General features: G+C 66.5%; 15 protein-coding genes and 1 tRNA gene. 7 read left to right on the forward strand and 9 right to left on the reverse strand.

Annotated features, from left to right (window positions below; all coding sequences use genetic code 11):
* Nucleotides 1-184 precede the first annotated feature (184 nt).
* Nucleotides 185-1,165 (forward strand): DUF4397 domain-containing protein, encoded by a 981-nt coding sequence (locus RCI06_RS03740; RefSeq protein WP_306574369.1) that lies wholly within the window; start codon nucleotides 185-187, stop codon nucleotides 1,163-1,165.
* 344 nt (nucleotides 1,166-1,509) lie between these two features.
* Here the strand turns inward: RCI06_RS03740 and RCI06_RS03745 are convergent, their stop codons facing one another.
* On the reverse strand, nucleotides 1,510-4,737 hold the full coding sequence (locus tag RCI06_RS03745) for a UvrD-helicase domain-containing protein (RefSeq protein ID WP_306574372.1): 3,228 nt from the start codon (nucleotides 4,735-4,737) through the stop codon (nucleotides 1,510-1,512).
* A 260-nt stretch (nucleotides 4,738-4,997) separates the two neighbouring features.
* Between RCI06_RS03745 and RCI06_RS03750 the strand changes: the two genes are divergently transcribed.
* The 3 genes from RCI06_RS03750 (at nucleotide 4,998) to RCI06_RS03760 (ending at nucleotide 7,454) form a co-directional block, all read left to right on the forward strand.
* On the forward strand, nucleotides 4,998-5,441 hold the full coding sequence (locus RCI06_RS03750; RefSeq protein ID WP_373690841.1) for an Rrf2 family transcriptional regulator: 444 nt from the start codon (nucleotides 4,998-5,000) through the stop codon (nucleotides 5,439-5,441).
* A gap of 112 nt (nucleotides 5,442-5,553) precedes the next feature.
* Nucleotides 5,554-6,489: a cysteine synthase A gene (cysK, locus tag RCI06_RS03755; protein ID WP_306574375.1), complete on the forward strand. Its 936-nt coding sequence runs from the start codon at nucleotides 5,554-5,556 to the stop codon at nucleotides 6,487-6,489.
* Between the two features lie 89 nt (nucleotides 6,490-6,578).
* Complete coding sequence (locus tag RCI06_RS03760) at nucleotides 6,579-7,454, forward strand: MBL fold metallo-hydrolase (protein ID WP_306574378.1); 876 nt, start codon at nucleotides 6,579-6,581, stop codon at nucleotides 7,452-7,454.
* 157 nt (nucleotides 7,455-7,611) lie between these two features.
* On the opposite strand, the gene RCI06_RS03765 is transcribed toward RCI06_RS03760, so the two are convergent.
* The 8 genes from RCI06_RS03765 to RCI06_RS03800 all read right to left on the reverse strand — a co-directional run bounded on the left by RCI06_RS03765 (nucleotide 7,612) and on the right by RCI06_RS03800 (nucleotide 16,065).
* Nucleotides 7,612-7,696 (reverse strand) — tRNA-Leu (locus RCI06_RS03765).
* A gap of 53 nt (nucleotides 7,697-7,749) precedes the next feature.
* Nucleotides 7,750-9,024 carry a methionine gamma-lyase family protein gene (locus RCI06_RS03770; RefSeq protein WP_306574380.1) on the reverse strand — a complete coding sequence of 425 codons (1,275 nt, stop codon included), beginning with the start codon at nucleotides 9,022-9,024 and terminating at the stop codon, nucleotides 7,750-7,752.
* A 246-nt stretch (nucleotides 9,025-9,270) separates the two neighbouring features.
* The gene (locus tag RCI06_RS03775; protein WP_306574381.1) at nucleotides 9,271-9,984 is read right to left on the reverse strand and encodes a GNAT family N-acetyltransferase; all 714 of its coding nucleotides are present in this window, start codon (nucleotides 9,982-9,984) and stop codon (nucleotides 9,271-9,273) included.
* 113 nt (nucleotides 9,985-10,097) lie between these two features.
* Nucleotides 10,098-11,111: a M42 family metallopeptidase gene (locus tag RCI06_RS03780; RefSeq protein ID WP_306574383.1), complete on the reverse strand. Its 1,014-nt coding sequence runs from the start codon at nucleotides 11,109-11,111 to the stop codon at nucleotides 10,098-10,100.
* The gene (locus RCI06_RS03785; RefSeq protein ID WP_306574386.1) at nucleotides 11,111-12,139 is read right to left on the reverse strand and encodes a M42 family metallopeptidase; all 1,029 of its coding nucleotides are present in this window, start codon (nucleotides 12,137-12,139) and stop codon (nucleotides 11,111-11,113) included. The genes RCI06_RS03780 and RCI06_RS03785 overlap by 1 nt, the downstream gene beginning before the upstream one ends.
* Before the next feature lie 34 nt (nucleotides 12,140-12,173).
* On the reverse strand, nucleotides 12,174-13,571 hold the full coding sequence (murD, locus tag RCI06_RS03790) for a UDP-N-acetylmuramoyl-L-alanine--D-glutamate ligase (protein ID WP_306574388.1): 1,398 nt from the start codon (nucleotides 13,569-13,571) through the stop codon (nucleotides 12,174-12,176).
* 1,103 nt (nucleotides 13,572-14,674) lie between these two features.
* Nucleotides 14,675-15,886 carry an alanine racemase gene (gene alr, locus RCI06_RS03795; protein ID WP_306574389.1) on the reverse strand — a complete coding sequence of 404 codons (1,212 nt, stop codon included), beginning with the start codon at nucleotides 15,884-15,886 and terminating at the stop codon, nucleotides 14,675-14,677.
* Nucleotides 15,883-16,065: a hypothetical protein gene (locus tag RCI06_RS03800; protein WP_101548394.1), complete on the reverse strand. Its 183-nt coding sequence runs from the start codon at nucleotides 16,063-16,065 to the stop codon at nucleotides 15,883-15,885. Before RCI06_RS03800 ends, alr begins: the two co-directional genes overlap by 4 nt.
* Before the next feature lie 129 nt (nucleotides 16,066-16,194).
* Here RCI06_RS03800 and gpr point away from each other — a divergent pair, with 129 nt between their 5' ends.
* The 3 genes from gpr (at nucleotide 16,195) to RCI06_RS03815 (ending at nucleotide 18,787) form a co-directional block, all read left to right on the forward strand.
* Complete coding sequence (gpr, locus tag RCI06_RS03805; RefSeq protein WP_101548393.1) at nucleotides 16,195-17,064, forward strand: GPR endopeptidase; 870 nt, start codon at nucleotides 16,195-16,197, stop codon at nucleotides 17,062-17,064.
* A 130-nt stretch (nucleotides 17,065-17,194) separates the two neighbouring features.
* A complete protein-coding gene (gene spoIIP / locus RCI06_RS03810) occupies nucleotides 17,195-18,352 on the forward strand; it encodes a stage II sporulation protein P (protein WP_276874687.1) in 1,158 nt (385 codons plus the stop codon).
* 33 nt (nucleotides 18,353-18,385) lie between these two features.
* Nucleotides 18,386-18,787 carry a hypothetical protein gene (locus RCI06_RS03815; RefSeq protein ID WP_306574391.1) on the forward strand — a complete coding sequence of 134 codons (402 nt, stop codon included), beginning with the start codon at nucleotides 18,386-18,388 and terminating at the stop codon, nucleotides 18,785-18,787.
* Nucleotides 18,788-18,793: the final 6 nt, after the last annotated feature.

Genomic DNA, 18,793 nt, shown 5'->3' on the forward strand with positions numbered 1-18,793 from the left:
GTTTTTTCCCGTTTCGCCGGTTCTTTCGGGGGGGCGCGGTCCGTTTTGGCAGCGCGCCCCCCTTTTTTCGTCCGCGTCCGCGCGGGGCGTTTTTCTCCCCGGCGGGCAAACGGGCCCCGGAAGAATCACCGGAGGCCCGGCTTTTTAATAGTATGGTAGAAATCGTGAAAGGAGATGGATCAACATGTATTCATCCGACAACATGGGCGGATATTCCGACCGGAACATCCCGGTCGCGCCGCTGCCCAATCCCGGGGAGGGCGGCCCGGTTGCACCGGGCGACGCGCCCGCCCTGCCGCTCCCCGATTTCGGCGAGGGCGGTCCCGTTTTCGGCGGCGATACCCCTTCCATCCCGCTGCCCAACCCGGGCGAAGGCGGCCCGGTCGCGCCCGGTCCCGGCGGAAACTTCCCCGTCGTGCCGCTGCCCAACCCCGGGGAGGGCGGACCCGTCGCACCCGGCCGTCCGGGACAGACGATCCCCATCCTGCCGGCGCCGAATCCTCCCTGCTTTTACTGCGGAGCGGGCAGATTCGGAAAGGTCCGCTTCCTCAACGCCGCCTTCGGCTACCGGCCCTTCCGCATCTTCATCAACAACCGCTTCATCGTCAACGGCCTCGGCTTTACCTCCCTCACCCCTTACGGCAGGGTGTCCAACGGGTTCCAGACCGTGACGGTTACCGGCACGAACGGCTATGTCTATCTCCAGAAATCCATCCCTTTCAAGGCGGACGACAACGTGACGATCACCGTCATCAACTCCGCCAGCGGCCTCGACCTCCTGCAGATTTCCGACACCTCCTGCGCGCGGCCCGCCTCGATGTCCTGCTTCCGGGCGTGCAACCTGGCTTACTACAGCAATCCGGTCGACATCCTGCTCGGTGACGGGCGCGTGATCTACAGCGACGTGCGCTTCAAGGAGGTTACCTCCTTCAAACGCATCCGCCCGGGCGACTACCAGATCGACATCGCCGAGACAAACCTGCGCCCCGAGCCGCGTATGGCGGACATCGAAACGCTCGACGGCGGCGTCACCGTCTTTGAACTGCCGCAGGCGCTGGTGTCCACCTTCGTCACCATCCGCCCCAACGCCACCTATACCCTGTACATCTTCAGCCGGGATACCTCCCCCGACGCGCTCCAGACCATGATCGTCGAGGATCGGTGACCGCCTCCCGGCGGGCGGTTTTGGATTTGCCGTGCTGCGCCCGGCGGAGCTTGGACGGGAATTGTCGCTTAAAAAGCGGTAAGAATCACGAGCGCGTTCCGCCGCGCGCCACGGGTTCCTTTTCGGACGGACGAAAAGGAACCAAAAGTCCGCCTAAGAACCCTCCGCCGGGTTCTTAGGGATCTCCGGGAGTACCTTGCCATAACCCGCCGGTTGCCGTCACTCCCCATAGGTACACTAGCTGAGGGCTCAATTCAGGTTGCGGGCGCTCCCAACGAAGGGAACGGTAAGTGCCGGCGCGGCCGGCCTGAACCAAACGTTTTGAGGGGTCCAGGGGAACTTTTTCAAAAGTTCCCCTGGAAAAAACTCAGCTGCACGCCGCCAGGCGCGGGACGGCGCGCCGGGGTGGCGTGGCTGTGTGCGAGCTGGTCCGCGGGGATGTCCGCGAGGAAGGGGGAGGGCTCGCCCGGGCAGAGCAGGACAAGCTCCTCCCTGGCGCGGGTCATGCCGACGTAGAAGAGCCGGCGCTCCTCGGCGGGATCGTTCTCGCGGCCGGGCGAGTCGAGGGGGAGCACGCCGCGCTTTGCGCCGCAGAGAAAGACGACGGGGAATTCGAGCCCCTTCGCGCCGTGCAGGGTGAGCAGGGTGACCGCGTCGGAGAGGTAGGAGCGGCTACCGCTGCGCGCCACATCCCGTTCTTCGCCGAGGGTGAGGTTCAGGAGGAAGGCGGGCATGTCGGCGTGGAGCACCGCCATGTTTAGAAGCCGTTCCATGGCGGGGGAGGAATGTCCGGTGTCCCCGATCCAGTCCTCGAGCAGGCGGCGGGGCTTTTCCCGCCGGGCGCGCGGCAGATATTTTTCCGCCAGCTCCGCCCAGCGGACAAGCGGTTCCGCCGCCGCGAGCGCTGGCGGGAGCAGTTCCAGCAGCCGCGCCGGGGAATCGGCCACCGCCCCGGCGGCCGTCCGCAGGAAGGCGTCCGCCGCAGCCCTTTCACAGCCGAGCGATTCGGTCAGGCAGGCGCGCAGGGAGAAGGGATCGGCAGAGCCGCAAAGGCCCCGGAAAAAGCCGACCGCGCCCCGCACCAGCCCGTCGGACAGGAGCTTGTCCCGCCCGGCGACAAGGTAGGGAATCCCTTCGATGCCGAGGCATTTTTCCAGCGCCTCGGCCTGCCGGTGGGTCCGGTAGAGGACTGCAAAGTCGGAAAAGCCCCGGGGCTGCGCGCTCCCGCCACCCTGTGCGTCAAGCATGTCGATGCCGCCCACCAGCCGGTTGATCTCCTTGGCCACAAAGATCGCTTCTGAAAATTCGTCCGCCGCCATGACGAGCCGCACGGGGCCGCCGTCCGGCCGCTGGGCCTCAAGCGTCCGTTCCGGGCCCCCGTTTTTGGAGATGACCGGCAGGGACGCCCGCAGAATCTGCGGGGTGGAGCGGTAGTTGCGGGTGAGGACGACGGTCTTCGCGGCGGGCCAGTCGGCGGCAAAGCGCGCGAAGCACCGGGCGTCCGACCCACGGAAGCCGTAGATCGACTGGTCGGGGTCGCCGATGACGAATACCCCGGCGCTCTCCCCGCTCCAGGCGCGCACCAGCCGGTACTGCACGTCGCTCACGTCCTGGAACTCATCCACGAGCAGGTGGGTGAAGGCGCGCCGCTCCTTCGCCGTGGCCTCCCCGTGAACGAAAAGGTCGTAGGCGTCCAGCAGCAGATCGTCGTAGTCGCGCACGCCCGCTTCCTTCAGCAGTTCGCAGTAGCGTTCGCACGCCTCGACCGGGACCGACCCGTCGGCGGGCAGCCCGCCCTTGCGGCGGGAGACCTCCTGCACGAGCTTCCGCGCGGAGAGCCGCAGGTCGAGCGCGCCGGTCACCTCCGAGGCGGCGGCGAGCGCCTCCCCCTCCCCGATCAGCGAGACCGGCCCCCGCTCGGAGAGCAGCCGCAGGCAGATGGCGTGGAAGGTGCCGATCGTCATCGCGCGCACGGCGCGCTTGCCGAAGAGGGCCTCGAGCCGTTCGCGCATCTCCCCCGCCGCCTTGTTGGTGAAGGTGACGGCGGTGATCTGCGCGGGCTTGACCCCCTGCCCGACGAGCCACGCGACGCGGGCGACGAGCGTCTTGGTCTTGCCGGTGCCGGGCCCCGCGACGACCGCCACGGCGGGTTCCGCCGCCGTGACCGCCGCGCGCTGCTCCTCGTTGAGCCCCGCGAGCGCCCCGCCCTCCGGTGGGGCGGCGGAGACCTCCTCCGCCTTTTTGGCCGCGCGGGCAGGCCGCGGCGCGGCGGGCGCTTTCATTTTGGGCGCGGGCCGGGACGACGACCCGAACAGGCTCATCTGCCCCGCGAGCGTCTCAATCTCCTGCGGGTCGAGCAGCTTGATCTTCCCATACTCCCCGTCGTAGCCGGGGGAGAGCTCCACCTGACCGCGCCGCATCCGGCGCACCCCCTCGGCCACCGCCGGGCCCGCCACCCGGCCGATCTCCTCCTCCGGGACCTCCCGCAGGATGGTGAATTCGGGGCCGAGCTCGCGCAGAAGCGCCTCGTAGCGGGCCGTCACCCGGCCGCTCGCCGGTCCGAAGCCGGTGCAGGCGGCGATCACCTCGGGCAGGGGCACGAGGCTCTGGAAGGGGACCGAATCCTGCGGAACGAAGCCCTCCTCCCGGTCGGCGAGCTCCTCCACCCGGTGGAGCACGCCGATCGTCAGCTTGCCGCCGCAGACGGGGCAGCGCCCGTCGGCCGGGGTGTCGCCCGGGCGCAGGCAGAGCTTGCAATTGCGGTGCCCGTCGAAGTGGTACTTGCCCTCCTCGGGAAAGAACTCGACCGTCCCGCGAAAGCCGGGCGCGCCGCGCCCGCGCAGCGCCGAGGCCAGCGCGGGATAGGAGGGCTCGATCTCCAGCAGGTTGGCCTCCCGCCCGAGCTTGGAGGGGGAGTGCGCGTCCGAATTGGAGACGAGCGCGTAGCGGTCGAGCGCCGACAGCCGCCAGTTCATCGGCGGATCGGAGGAAAGCCCCGTCTCGACCGCGTGGATATGGGGGGTCATGTCGCCGAAGCAGGCCTCGATCGTGTCGAAGCCGGAAAACGCCCCGAAGAGGGAAAAATGGGGCGTCCAGATGTGCGCGGGGATAAAGACCGCCTCGGGGCAGGTTTCCATCGTGATCTCCAGCAGGTCGCGGCTGTCCAGCCCGAGAATCGGCCGCCCGTCCGAGTGGATGTTGCCGATCGCCTCGAGCTTTTTCGAGAGGGCCTCCGCCGCCTCGAGGCCGGGCAGGAGGATGAGGTTGTGGACCTTGCGCACCCGGCCGTCCTTTTTATAGATCGAGCTGATCTCCCCCGTGACGACGAACCGGGGGCGCTCCGTTCCCGCGGCGCCCTCCACATGCAGTCCCTCGCGGAGAGTGTAGAGCCCCTCCTCCGCCGGGACGAGCTTGTCCCGCAGCTCCTGCCGCCAGGCGGGGTGGGTGAAATCCCCCGTGCCCAGAAGCCCGATCCCCTTGCGGCGGGCCCACAGGTCGAGATGTTCCGGCACGCATTCCCCGCTGGTCGCGCGGGAATACTTTGAGTGGATGTGCAGGTCGGCGATGAGCATAGGCGTCCTCCGTTTTTTTGGAATGGTATCATCATACCGCCTTTTCCCCGGGGATGCAAGCGGCGCGGGCGGCGGCTGCCGGTCAGACGGAAACAGGGAGGGGGGCGTGTGGGGGGAAACCGTAGGTTCCTACCGCACGTTGAGCGAGCGGATAAACCCGCCGCAGCGGGCCCCTCAACTTGCCGAAAAAACTTTTTCGGCAAGTTGAGGGGACTTTTCAAAGTCCCCCGGGGGGCGTATAATGACAGAGGAATGGAGGGATGGCCGTGAAGATATCAACAAGAGGACGCTACGCGCTGCGGCTCATGCTCGATCTTGCGCTGCACGACACGGGAGAATACATTTCCCTGCGGGACATTTCGGCCCGGCAGGAGATCTCGGTCAAATACCTCGAACAGATCGTCACGGTGCTCGGCCGGGCGGGGCTTGTGCGCAGCGTGCGCGGCCCGCAGGGGGGCTACCGGCTCTCGAAGGCCCCGGCGGACTACACGGCGGGGGAAATCCTGCGGACGATCGAGGGGAGTCTCGCGCCGGTGGCCTGCCTGGACGACTCCCCCAACGCCTGCGCGCGCGCGGGAGAATGCGCGACCCTCGTGCTGTGGGAACGGCTCTCCCGCGCGATCAACGAGACGGTGGACGGCATGACGCTGGCCGACCTCGCAGAGATCCAGCGGGCAAAGGCGGGCAACGACTACGTGATCTGAAAAATCTCCCATCCGGGGGTTGACAAACCGGCGTTCTCCCGCTATACTAATTTCATACTAAACACATAGGAATTAAATGAATTCCGCAACACACCTTCAGGAGGGACTGGATATGGCAAAGATCTATCGCAGCATGACCGAACTGGTCGGCGGAACCCCGCTGCTTGAACTGACGAATTACGAACGCCGGGAGAACCTCGGCGCGCGGCTGCTTGCAAAGCTGGAATACCTGAACCCGGCGGGTTCGGTCAAGGACCGCATCGCCAAGGCGATGCTTGACGAGGCGGAGCGGGCCGGGCGGCTCGGGGAGGGCTCGGTGATCGTCGAGCCCACGAGCGGCAACACCGGCATCGGGCTGGCGGCGGCGGGCGCGGCGCGCGGCTACCGCGTCATCCTGACGATGCCCGAGACGATGAGCGTCGAGCGGCGCAGCCTGCTGAAGGCCTACGGCGCCGAGCTGGTGCTCACCGACGGCGCGCTCGGCATGAAGGGCGCGATCGCAAAGGCGCAGGAGATCGCCGCCGCGACCCCGAATTCCTTTATCCCCGGGCAGTTTGAAAACCCCGCGAACCCCGCCGCGCACCGCGCCACAACCGGCCCGGAAATCTGGGAGGACACCGGCGGCGAGGTGGACGTCTTCGTCGCGGGCATCGGCACCGGCGGCACGATCACCGGCGTCGGCGAGTACCTCAAATCGAAGAACCCGGCGGTCCGGATCGTCGCGGTGGAGCCGTCCGGCTCCCCCGTCCTCTCGGGCGGAAGCGCCGGCCCCCACAAAATCCAGGGCATCGGCGCCGGCTTCGTCCCCGACACCCTCAACACGGCGGCCTACGACGAGATCATCACCGTCGAAAACGAGGACGCGTTTGCCGCCGGGCGGGAGATCGCGCGGCGGGAGGGGGTGCTCGTGGGCATCTCGTCGGGCGCGGCGGTGTGGGCGGCGGCGCAGCTCGCGCGCCGTCCCGAATACAGCGGAAAGACGATCGTCGTTCTGCTGCCCGACACGGGCGACCGCTATCTCTCCACCCCCCTCTTTTCGGGGGAATAACAGCACCCCAGCAGAGGCGGCCGGATGGGACTTCCGGCCGCCTCGCTTTTGTGGTAGAATGGGGTCATCATCCGGAAGGAGGGGTCGGCATGTATGAACTGATCCGGGCGGGGGAGCGGACGTGGTACATTGACTGTCCCGCGAAGATGGGGCTTTTTCTCGCGGAGGACGGCGCGTGGCTGATCGACAGCGGCAGCGACAAGGACGCGGGGCGCAGGGTGCGCAAGCTGCTCGACGCCAACGGCTGGACGCTGGCGGGCATCCTCAACACCCACTCGAACGCGGACCACATCGGCGGGAACCGGTTTTTGCAGGACCGGTACCACTGCCCCGTCTATTCGACGCCCGCGGAAAACGCCTTGATCCGCGCCCCGCGGCTCGAGCCCTCCTTCCTCTACGGCGGGTATCCCTGCAAGGCGCTTTGCAACAAGTTTTTGATGGCGCAGGAGAGCGCGCCCTCCCCCATCGAGGGCGCCCCGCTGCCCGAAGGACTTGAGGTTTTCCCGCTGCCGGGACATTTCTTCGGGATGGTCGGCTTTCGCACGCCCGACGGCGTCTGTTTCCTCGCCGACTGCCTCTCCGGGGAGGCGGTCCTCGAAAAATACCACGTCGGTTTCATCTACGACGTGCGCGCCTACCTCGAGACGCTCGACTGGGTGGAGACGCTCGAGGCAAAGCTCTTCGTCCCCGCGCACGCCCCCGCGGCGGAGGATATCCGCCCGCTCGCCGCAGTCAACCGCGCCAAGGTCCAGGAGATCGCCGGACGGGTGCTCGCCATCTGCGCCGAGCCCCGCACGCCCGACGAGGTCATCCGGGAGGTGTTCTCCGCCTATGGGCTCACGATGGATTTCAACCAGTATGTCCTCGTGGGCAGCACGGTGCGCTCCTATCTCAGCTACCTCTGTGACGAGGGGCTGGTCGCCGCGCGGTTCGAGGACAACCGCCTGCTGTGGGAACGCGTCTGAACCGCCTGACCGCAGGCCCGGCGGCAAATAAAAACAACCAGTCCCAGGACTGGTTGTTTTTATTTGCCTTTACACGACGAAATCCATTTCGTCATGGCATCCCTTCCACCAGCTAAAAAGCCAGCGCATACGCACTGGTTTTTTAGGGTGTCAGTCATGGTGCGGGTAGAGGGGGTCGAACCCTTACGCCTTGCGGCACAGGATCCTAAATCCTGCGCGTCTGCCAATTCCGCCATACCCGCGCGGCGCCGCCGAACGGCGGCAGAATCATGATACCATTCCGCATCGCGGCTTGTCAACCGTCCCTTCGGAGCACGCCCGATTCGAGCAGCGACTGCGCCGCGAGAATCGCGCCCGTCTTGCCGCTCGGCCAGGTGAGCCCGCCCTGAAGCCACGCGGCATAGGGCTCGCGCATCGGCCCGTCGGCGGAGAGCTCGATCGACGCGCCCATCGTGAACGCGCCCGCGGCCATGATGACCTTGCTGTCGTAGCCGGGCATGTCCCACGCCTCGGGGGTGACGAACGCGTCGACCGGCGCGCCCTTCTGCACCCCGCGGCAGAAGGCGGAAAGCCCCTCGGGCGTGCCGAGCTTCACCGCCTGGATGATGTCGGTGCGCGGCGCGTCAAAATGCGGATAGACCTCGAAGCCGAGCCGCTCGAAGAGCGCCGCGGAGAAGACGGCGGTCTTCAGCGCGGCGGCCACCACGGTGGGCGCGAAGAAGAGTCCCATGAACATCCCGCGCAGCTGCCCGAGGGTGCAGCCGACCTCCTTGCCGACGCCCGGCGCGGTCAGCCGGCAGGCGCACTGCTCGATCAGGTCGGCGCGCCCCGCGATATAGCCGCCCGTCTTGGCGATTCCGCCGCCCGGATTCTTGATGAGCGAGCCGATGACGAGGTCCGCGCCCGCCTGCGTCGGCTCGCGGCGCTCAACGAACTCCCCATAGCAGTTGTCCACGACGATCAGCGCGCCGGGGTTGGCCTCCCGCACGATGCCCGCAATCTTTTCGATCTGCGCGACGCTCAGCGATTCCCGCAGCGAATAGCCGCGCGACCGCTGCAAATACGCCATCCTCGCCCCCTTCACCGCGGCCGCCATACGCGCGTAGTCGGGGGACCCGTCGGGCAGCAGGTCGAGCTGCTCGTAGCGGATGCCGAACTCCTTGAGCGAACCGTGCCCGCCCGGCACAATGCCGATCACCGGCTGGAGGGTGTCGTAGGGCAGTCCGGTCAGCGACACCATCCGGTCGCCCGGCCGCAGCACCCCGAAGAGCGCGGTCGTGATCGCGTGGGTGCCCGAGACGAAATTGTGCCGGATGAGCGCGTCCTCCGTCCCCATCACCCGCGCCAGCACCCGGTCGAGCACCTCGCGGCCCCGGTCGTCGTAGCCGTAGCCGGTTGTGCCCGCAAAGTGGCTCTCGCTCACGTTGTTTTCGATGAAGGCGGAGAGCACCTTCATGCCGTTATACTCCGCGTTGCCGTCGATGCGCGCGAACGCCTCGCGGCAGGTCTCCTCCGCCTCTTCCGCCATCCGCGCGATAGATGGATCGATGTGAAAAAACTGTTCAACCATACCTCCGGGGGAAACTTTTGAGAAAGTTTCCCCTAGCCCCCCTTCAAAACGTTTTATTCGGGCGTATCTCGTCCCGAAAACCGACCGCACCCCCCGACCGCACCAGGGAACCCTTCTAAAACTTTTCATTCGGGCGCGCCTCACGTTAATAGCCAGCCTCGTCCCCCGACCGCCTCAGTTCCGCCGCACGGTACGAGCGTGCGGAGAACCCCCGCGCCCTGCCTGCGCCAAAAGCTTTGAAGGATTCTAAAGGGAACTTTCTCGAAAGTTCCCTTTAGACCATAAGCCCGCGTCCTCATAGCCGCAGGCGCGGTGGAAGGCCGCGATCCCGTCCTCCGCGGTCAGCAGCCAGGGCTCGAGGCCCTGCGCAAGCGCGGCATTTGTCGCGTGCGCCATCATCCGGCGGGCATAGCCCCGCCCCCGGCAGGCCGGATCGGTCGCCAAACCCGCCAGAATCGCGCGGGAGGCGTCCTTAAAGTAAATACCAATTGTTGAAACGATACGCTCATCTACTTCTAGTATGTAAATATCCGCCAGTCCGTGCCGCCGCTTGTGGGAAACCTCGGTGAGCCACGCGGCGTAATCGGTGCGCGCGGTGAACGCCGGGTCGGCCGCGCAGAGCAGCGCATAGACGGCTCCCAGGTCCTCGGCGGGCGCGGCAGTCCCCGGGGGAACGCCGTCCGCGCAGGGCGCGGCCGCGGCGGGGCGGGTGTCCGCCGGGGCGGAACGCCCGCCCCACCGCAGGATTCGCGACGAGCGAAGCCCGCCGCGAATCACGGCGTTCACCCGTTCGCAGAGCGCCCGCTCCCCCTCGTAGGAGCGGCAGCCGACGGCCGCGAGGAAGGCGGCTAGCTCGTCCACATCGGCCGCGGCGTCCGCCGCGAGGGTGACGGCGCCGTCCAGCCGGGACACCGCGCCCACGGCGCGGTCCCCGTCAAGCAGCAGCCAGAGGTCGAGCACCCCGTCCGAAAGGCCATAGGTTTGATACTGCGAGTATATTTTTGTTCCAAATATACCGAATTTGCCAACCGACGCCTCAAAAAGAGCCGCCCATTCGCCACCGGCATAGCGGATCATCCGCCGAAATCGGCGGCCAGCGCGCCGAGCAGCCGGAGCGTCTCGTCCACGTCGAACCGGTTGACGACACAGGAGGGGGTGTGCAGATAGCGGCAGGGCACCGACACGGCGAGCACCCGCGCGCCCCTGCCCGCGACCTGGACCGACCGCGCCTCGTTGCCGCCGTAGACGCCCTCCTTGGGCTGGCAGGCGATGCCGCCCGCCTTCGCCGCAGCGAGCGCGCGGCGGTAGAGGTCCATGTCGTAGACGGTACCCTTGTCCATGAAGGATAGGACGGGGCCTTTTTTCAGGGAGCAGACCACCTTTTCGGGCGGGGTGCCGGGGATGTCGCAGGCGGTCGTCGTCTCGACGGCGACCGCGATCTCCGCACCCGCCTGATAGGCCGCGGTGCGCGCGCCCGTCGTGCCCGTCTCCTCCTGTACGGTGAAGGCGAAATGGGTGTCGTAGGCAAGCTCCGACCCAATCAGTTCGACGAGCAGCGCGCAGCCGACCCGGTCGTCGAGCGCCCGCCCGCGCAGGAAGCCGTCCCCGAAGGCGGTGTATTGGGAGGTGAAGACCGCGCGGTCCCCCAGTGCGACACGGGTAAACGCGTCGTCGCGGTCCTTCGCGCCAATGTCGATGAAGAGCGCGTCGGGCTCGGGGGCCTTGTCCCGCTCGTCGGCGGACTTCATGTGCACCGCCTTGGAGCCGATCACGCCGAAGGTCTCCCCGATGCGCACCGATTTGCCGGGGAGCACCCGGCGGTCGATGCCGCCCACGGTGGTGAATTTGAGCAGGCCGCTCTCCTCCACCCAGGTGATGATCAGCCCCACCTCGTCCATGTGGGCCGAAAAGAGGAGCGGATGGGCGGGGGCCTGTCTCCCTTTTTTGAAGGCGAGGATGTTGCCGAGCGCGTCCACCTTGTAGATGCATTTCCCCTCGATCATTTTGAGGATTTCATACCGCACCGGCTCCTCGCAGCCGGACACGCCGGGAAGGGCGCTCAATTTGGCAAGGTTCTCATAGAGCATCACCGGACACCTCCAAACGCGTCCGCCACATAGGCGGCGATCAATTCGGCGGCCGCCTCCACGTCGGAGACGTGGACGACCTCGACCGGCGTGTGCATATACCGCTGGGGGATCGAGACAAGCGCGCAGCGCACCCCCGCGCCCGAAACGGCGATGCCGTCGACGTCGGTGCCGGTGCTCCCGCCCATGACCTCGACCTGGAAGGGGATGTTTTCCCGCACGGCGACCTCCCGCAGGCGGGAGGACATGCCGTTGTCGATGACCGGCGCGACGCCGACCATCGGGCCGCCGCCCATCTCGCCGCACTTGGCGCGCGGGCAGTCGGGCGCGTGCCCGAAGGAGACGTCCACCGCCACCGCGTGGGTGGGCGAGAGGATGTTCGCGGCGGTGGCCGCGCCCTGTCCGCCGACCTCCTCGAGGGTGGTCAGCGCGACGGACAGCCCGCAGGAAAGCTCCCGTCCCGCCAGCTTTTCCGCGGCCAAAATGACCGCCGCGCAGCCGGCGCGGTCGTCGGCGGCACGCGTGCTGATCCGGCCGTTCATCAGTTCCCGCGCCTCACAGCAGAAGGTCACGCGGTCGCCCGGCGCGATCCTTTCCCGCGCTTCTTCGGCCGAAAGGCCCACGTCGATCGAAATGTCCTCGATCTTGGGCAGGTGGGTGTCGTCGGAATTGAGGTGGGGCGGCACGGTGCAGACGACGCCGGGCAGCTCGCCCTTTGCCGTGTGCACGACGACCTGCGCCGCGAGCAGCAGCGCGCGGTCGATGCCGCCGACGTTCGAGACGCGCAGAAAGCCGCCGTCGTCGATGTAGGTGACGATCATGCCGACGCTGTCGATGTGGGCGGTGAGCATCACATGCTCGCCCGAGGCGGGGACCGGCTTGATCCGGCAGAGCAGCGAGCCGAGCGGCGCGCGCTCACATGCGCCGAGCGGCGCGAGCATTTGCCGCGCCGCTTCCACCGCCCCATCCTCCCCGCCGGACACGCCGAGCGCGCCCGCGAGGGTTAATATCTGTTCCGTGGTGGTCATGGGAACCTCCTGTATTTTCAAACTCATTTTCCGTTCAAAGCGCGTTCACGAGTTCCTTGAAGCGGCGGCCGCGCGTGCCGTAATTGGGGAACATGTCGAAGCTCGCGCAGGCGGGCGAAAGCGAGACGATGTCGCCCGGTCCGGCGGCCTCCGCCGCCTTTTTGACCGCCTCCTCGAGGCTTCCGGCGCGAAGGATCGCGAGCTCCGCCGGGTCGAACCCCGGATAGGCGCGCACCTCCGCCTCGATCGTGTCGGCGGTCGCGCCGATCAGGATGAGCGTCTTGACCCGTTCCACCAGCTTGGGGATGAGCGGGTCGAAGGGGATTTTTTTGTCGTAGCCTCCCGCGATGATGACGAGCTTCTGGTCAAAGCTCTCCAGCCCGGCGATCGTGCGGGTGGGTGTGGTGGCGATCGAATCGTTGTACCAGCGCACCCCGTCCTTCTCCCGGACGAACTCGATGCGGTGCTCCACCCCGTCGAATTCGACCGCGACGTTGTAGATCGCCTCCCGGTCGACATAGCCCCAGGTGGCGCAGATCGCGGCGAGGTAGTTTTCGATGTTGTGCAGGCCGGGGAGCTTGATCTCGGCGGCGTGCATGATCTTGGTGCGCTCGCCGTTCACCGACATGTAGATAATGCCGTCCTCCCCGAGAAACGCGCCGGTGCGCACCGGGCGCTTGACCGAGAACTCGAAGAGCTGGCCCCGCACGCATTCGGGGTTGGCGAAGGAGGCGGCGACGTCGTTGTCCACGCCGAGCACGGTACGGGAAAACGCCCCCTGGTGCGCGAAGATGTTGCGCTTGGCGTCGATATATTCCTGCATATCCTTGTGCACGTCGAGATGATTGGGGGTGATGTTGGTGACCACCGCGATGTCGGGGCTCTCCCGCATCGAGATGAGCTGGAAGCTCGACAGCTCCGCCACCGCGAAGTCCCCCTCGCGAATGTCGCGGATGAGCGGCATGAGCGCGCGGCCGATGTTGCCGCCCACATGCACCCGCCTGCCCGCCTCCTTGAGGATTTCGGCGATCAGCGTGGTGGTGGTCGTCTTGCCGTCGCTGCCGGTGATGCCGATCGTCTTGCAGGGGCAGAGGTCGAAAAAGAGCTCCATCTCGCTCGTGACGGCGACCCCGTCGCGGCGCAGCCGCTCCAGCACAGGGTGGTGGAACTTCATCCCCGGCGTGCGCAGGACGATGTCCGCGTCGATGTTTTCGAGATAGTCCTCCCCGAGGCGGAGCTTGACCCCGCGCGCCTCAAAATTGTTGCAGATCGCCTCCCCCACCTCTTCGCGGGTGCGGCGGTCGTGCGCGGTCACCTTCGCGCCGTAGTCGTTCAGCCGGCTGATGAGGTCGCTGTGGCTCACGCCGATGCCGATGACGGAGATTTTCTTGCCCTTGATGCCGTGGAAAAAGCGGTCTACCCTGCTGTCCATAAGCTGCCTCCAATTTCGCCCTGGAATTCGTTTGAACGTTCCTATTATATTCGCTATACCCCGATTTATCAAGCGGATTTTGTTGCAGCGGCGCTTTTCATTGCCGCCCAGTGGGCGGCGGAGCTTTCACAGGAATTTCCGCCCGTGGGCGGCAAGAATCACAAGCGCGTTTTGCCGCGCGGCGGTTTTCGATTTTCCGCCCTGCGCCCGGCGGGGCTTTTTTCGCGCCCCTTCGGGGCGCTCCAGATGTGCCGCCTTCGGCGGCATAGGTTGCCGGGTCCCGCCCCGGCGGGCGGGCCGACTTCTTGCGCGCCCAAGAAGTCGGCGGAAGAAGGGCGCTCAAGGGGGACTCACTTGAAGAAGGCCGGGCGCAAAGCTCGCCCCCCTTGAGAATCCCCCCACCGCTCACGTCCAGCCTCCCGCGGCAATAAGGCAAGTACCGCGGTACCCGCTGGGGGCGGGCACACAGGAGGGGGCGGCCCGCTCCCTCCCGCGAGGCGCACGCGCTTTTGCTAGTCAAAACGCGGGGTCAGGTTGCGGGCGCACCCAACACGGGAACAGGAGACCTGTCAAAAAGGAGCGCCGCCCGTGGGCGGCGCTCCTAACATGCGCATGGTGTGTGTGCTACGCGTGTCTCCCCGGAAGCATTCCCGGTACGGTTCCGGAGACTCGCCGGCAGAGGCATTGCGCCCGCGGCGCGGCGCTAGGCGGGATGCTGTAAGCTCGTTCGCTGATCCGTGGACGGGGCGCCGCCGACTTTGGCCGAAGGCCAACCGGAGGCGTCGCTGGGGTCGCAGGGGATTTGGCCGCAGGCCATCCTGATAGAGAATCCGGCCCGCAGGGCCGGGTCCGCGAAGCGGACTCAAGCCGGGGTCGCGGGGCGGAGCGCCCGCGAGCGGCCGTCGCGCGTAGCGCGCTCCGGGCGCAGCCCGGGCAGGCCGCCTAAGCCCCTCGTGCCCTTCTTTGGTTCCTTTCTTGGGCAAGCAAGAAAGGAACTCGCTGTCGGTCGACTACCGACAAGCTCCGCCGCTTCCCGAGCGGCAAATCTAAAACCGCCGTCGGCCGGCCACCGACAACCTCCGCCGCTCTCCGAGCGGACAATCTCACAGCGTGGCGATCACATAGTCGACGGCTGCGATCTCCCGGCCGGCCTGTATGTATACCCGCGGGACCCGCCTGCCGATGAGGCAGGCCTCCTCATAGTTGATCGTGCCGTTGAGCGCGGCAAAATCGTCGAGGGTGATCGACTTGCCGCCCTCGCTGCCGATGAGGGTGACGACGTCGCCGCTGCGGGCCCCGTCGATCCCGGTCACGTCGACCATGAGCTGGTCCATGCAGACCGCGCCGGTGATGGGCGCGTACTGTCCGCGAACGATCACGCGGCCCTTGTTGGTGAAGTTGCGGCGGTAGCCGTCGGCGTAACCGATCGCGATGGAGGCGAGTCTCTGGCCGTCGTGCTCGGTGACATACCGGCGGCCGTAGCTGACGGCGATCCCGGCCTCGAGCGTCTTGACCATCGTGATGGTGGTGTAGAGGGACATGGCGGGCCGCAGGTCCGCCATCCCCGCGTATTCGGGGGAGGGGGGCAGGCCGTAGAGCACAACGCCGAGCCGCACCATGTCGAGGTGCATCTCGGGATAGGCGAGCGCCGCCGCGCTGTTGCAGCAGTGGCGCAGCGCGAAGGTGATCCCCCGCTTTTCCAGCAGCTCCACCGTGTCCAGGAAGGACCTGTACTGCATCCGGGTATAGTCCCGGCTGTCCCCGGCGCACTCGTCGGCGCAGGCGAAGTGGGTAAAGACGCCGGTGCAGGAAAGTCCGGGCAGCGCGCACACCCGCGCGATCTCCTCGGCGGCGCGCGCCTCATGGCCGTGCTGGGCGAAAAAGCCGATGCGGCTCATGCCCGTGTCGATCTTCACATGGCAGTCGATCACGGCCTTCTGTTCGACCGCGGCGCGGGAAAGCTCCCCCGCGTACTCCTCCGAATAGACTGTCTGGGAGATGCCCAGCTCCGCCAGGGTGTGCGCCATCTCGGGCGGCGTGCAGCCCAGGATCAAAATCGGGCGGGCGACCTTCTGCCTGCGCAGGGAGATCGCCTCGTTGATATTGGAAACCGCGAACCAGTCGGCGCCCTCCTGCTGGAGCGCGCGGGAGACGTAGCCGTCCCCGTGGCCGTAGGCGTCCGCCTTGACCACCGCCATCGTGCGGCAGCCGGGCGTCAGGCGGCTTTTGAGCTCGCGGTAGTTGTGTACGATGCAGTCCAGGTCGATGTCCGCCCAAGTGCGGCGCAGGTAGTCCATGGTGTTATCCCCCGTCATTCATCCGCGTTCTTGTCCCTCACCATGAGCATCGCCAGGCCGGCGGTGTTCACAACGATCGAAAGCCCCAGTGTGATGAGGGCCCACACCGAGTTCGTATTGAATAAAAGAAGCAGGGCGACCAACAATATGATCACGCCGGCGGCGAGTATCCGCGCCCCGATTTTCCGCACGCTCATAGCTTTCCTTTCCTTTATCCCGCGGCTTGGCCGCCGCGTCGTTCCGTCCTTATAATATACACCAACCGCCCGGCTTTTACAACCGCGCGAAAAACTTTAACAGTTTCGTCAAGAATCGGAGGGACCCCCATGAACCTGATCCGGACCGACCTCGCGGTGGAAGCCGCCGAACCCTACCGGGACCGCCTGCCTGACGGCGTTTCGATCGCGGAGGACGAGCGGGCGGGCGTCAAGCTCACCCGCGTGGAGATCACCAAACCCGAGGCCGCCGAGCGTCTCGGACGGCCGTGCGGCCGGTACATCACCCTTGAACTGCCCGCCGTGTCCTCCAGCGTGGAACCGGCGGACGACGTGACCCACGCCGTCGCGGACGAGCTCTCCGCGCTGCTGCCCGCGGAGGGCTCGGTGCTCGTGGTCGGGCTCGGCAACGAGCAGATTACCCCCGACGCGCTCGGCCCCCGCGCCGCCCACCAGGTGCTCGCCACCCGGCACATCCCCGCCCAGCTCGCGGAGCAGACCGGCCTTTCGGGGCTGCGCCCCGTGGCCTCCCTCGCGCCCGGCGTGCTCGGACAGACGGGCATCGAGACGGGCGAGATCGTCCGTTCGATCGTGCGCGACCTCGCGCCCGCCTGCGTCGTCGTGATCGACGCGCTCGCCTCCCGCTCCCTCGACCGGCTCGGCCGCACCATCCAGCTTTCCAACAGCGGCATCTCCCCCGGCTCGGGGGTGCTCAACGCCCGGCGGGAGCTGAGCGAGGAATCCCTCGGCGTGCCGGTCGTATCGGTCGGCATCCCCACCGTCGTCGATGGCGAGACCCTCGCCCGCGACATCCTCGGGGACGACGGCCGCGACGCCGCGCCCGGCGCTTCCGCCATGATGGTCACCCCCCGCGACATCGACGCGATCATCGAGCGGGGGGCCAAGCACCTTTCGCTCGCCATCAACGCCGCGCTCCAGCCCCAGCTCTCCCTCGAGGACATCACCTACCTCGTGTCGTAACCCCCCGGCATAAACCCCCTTCCCCCTGAATAGAATGCATAGAAACGCTTTTTATGCTTTGGGGGGCGGGAATGTGAAACGATATGGTCGTGCACCCGGGCCGGCGCGCCGCCTTGGGGCCGTCATTACAATGGTCGTTGTTCTGCCGCTGTCGATTATGGCGGTTTTTTCGCTTTCCCCCGACCTGGGCGAGCTGACCGAGCGCGCCGCGCTCATCTCGGCGATGGTGAACATGCCCGAGGGGTCGCTCGCCCTTTTGGAATCGCGGTTCGCGGACAAGATCGACCCCGCCTACTATCAGGGCGAGGAATCCCAGGTCGCGCCCTACGTCGCGCCCTTTGACGAGGAAGACGCCTCCGCCGCGCCGCAGGGCCTGCCCGAATCCTCCCCCGTCCCCGCCAAGCAGGTGCGCGTCGCCGACCCCTCTCCCGCCGCGGACAACTCCCATCCCGTGCCCGCGGAATACCGGGGGCGGATCGTGCAGGAGAACATGGCGGGCTCGGGCGACAGCCTGATCCCCTACGGCGAGGGCCTGCTCCGCAACTATACCGAGGTGCCTGCCGACGACATCCGGGAGATCATGGAGCAGGGGCTCAACATCCGGCTGGAGGACACCCCCGCGCCGCAGGTGCTCATCTTCCACACCCACGCGACCGAGAGCTACGAGCCCTACGACAGTGAAAATTATGACATGCGGAATACTTGGCGGTCAACGGACAACACTAAGAATATGGTCGCGGTGGGCAACGCGCTGGAAAAGGCTCTGCGGGACGCGGGGATCGGGGTCGTGCACGATACGACCCAGCACGACTACCCCTCCTACAACGGCTCCTACGAGCGCAGCGCCGAAACGATCAAGTCCTATCTGGAGAAGTATCCGACCATCAAGATCGCGCTCGACGTGCACCGCGACGCCATCCAGCGGGAGGACGACCTCATCGTCAAGCCCACGGTGGAGATCAACGGCCGCAAGGCCGCCCAGCTCATGATCATCACCGGCAGCGACGACGGCACGATGAACGTCCCCGAGTGGCGGGAAAACCTGCGCTTTGCCGCGTCCCTTCAGGACGCCATCGAGCAGGACACCCCCGAGCTGACCCGCCCGATCTTCTTCTGCTACCGAAAATACAACATGGATCTGACCACCGGCTCGCTGCTCCTCGAGGTCGGCTCCAACGCCAACACCCTCGACGAGAGCGTCTATACCGCCGAACTGGTCGGGAAGTCCCTCGCGCGGATGCTCAACGAAAACCGCGAAGCATCCCCGGAAACTGCTCCAAATGGATAGTCTATTGGTATAAACCTAAGGTGAAAATACAGGATGTTAAACAGAGATGCGCGCCTCTTTTGGGTTTCCTTTCTTTTGACCCTGATCCTGACGGGCTGGCTGGCCCTCTTCCTGTGGGTCGACACCACCAGCTCCCGCTATGAAAACGCAGCCGGCGTCCGCGCGCTTGAGATCGCGCCCGCCGGGGAACTCCGATACAGCGTCGCCCTGCTGGGCAGGCAGTACGCCATCTCCCTGGAGCCCTTCAATGCGTTCGAGGCCTGGCGGCAGGACCACGCCTGCCTCGTCACCCCGCGCCCGCTGCTGCTCGCGCAGCAGGGTTACGGCCTGCTCCTACGGGGCTGGGACTCATTAGACAATTGGTATAAAAATTATGAATATCAACAAAACGTCATGAAATCACAGAAAGGCGTCCCGGTCGAACCGGACGCATGAACGCCG

This window comes from Anaerotruncus massiliensis (ex Togo et al. 2026) (genome assembly GCF_030825285.1).
GTDB classification, from domain to species: Bacteria; Bacillota; Clostridia; order Oscillospirales; family Ruminococcaceae; genus Anaerotruncus; species Anaerotruncus massiliensis.